The sequence below is a fragment of the Grimontia celer genome (assembly GCF_900055185.1).
GTDB lineage: Bacteria > Pseudomonadota > Gammaproteobacteria > Enterobacterales > Vibrionaceae > Enterovibrio > Enterovibrio celer.
Genome location: NZ_FIZX01000101.1, coordinates 1 through 510 on the forward strand (window position 1 = coordinate 1; position 510 = coordinate 510).

1 protein-coding gene is annotated in these 510 nt (G+C 48.4%); it reads left to right on the plus strand.

The annotated features are described in order from the left end of the window. Positions 1-161: 161 nt before the first annotated feature. The coding region (locus tag GCE9029_RS25630; protein ID WP_269449292.1) for an MATE family efflux transporter at positions 162-510 on the plus strand (349 nt) is incomplete at its 3' end.

Sequence of the window (510 nt, forward strand, 5' to 3'; positions counted from 1 at the left end):
GAACCTGTCCGTACCTCTGAGCAAGTGGAACTCTATAAATCCAATGCTTGACCCTATACGGTAAGGTGTTTATATTATCGCCCGCCCAACGGGCACATCCTAAAATGCACACCGGCCATCCTGCCATCATTCGTGTATTTATATTGGTGTTGTGAACTCCGATGCTAACGAATCTTGGTCCTTTGACTCGTGAATCGGGTGCGCTTATGCATCTTTCGGTTCCTATCATTTTGACTCAAATAGCGACCCAGGCGATGGGATTTGTCGATACGACAATGGCTGGCCAAGTAAGCCCTGCCGATCTCGCCGCTATTGCACTCGGGACCAGCCTTTGGATTCCTGTGTTGCTGCTACTTCGTGGCGTGATTATGGCGTTAACGCCTGTTGTCGCTTACCACCGAGGCGCACGTGACTTTCAAAGTATCTCTGTTGAATTCTTCCAGATGGTTTGGTTGGCATTAATTGCTAGCGTATTACTCATCGCTTACTTAGTGAGTGCGAAACCGATCT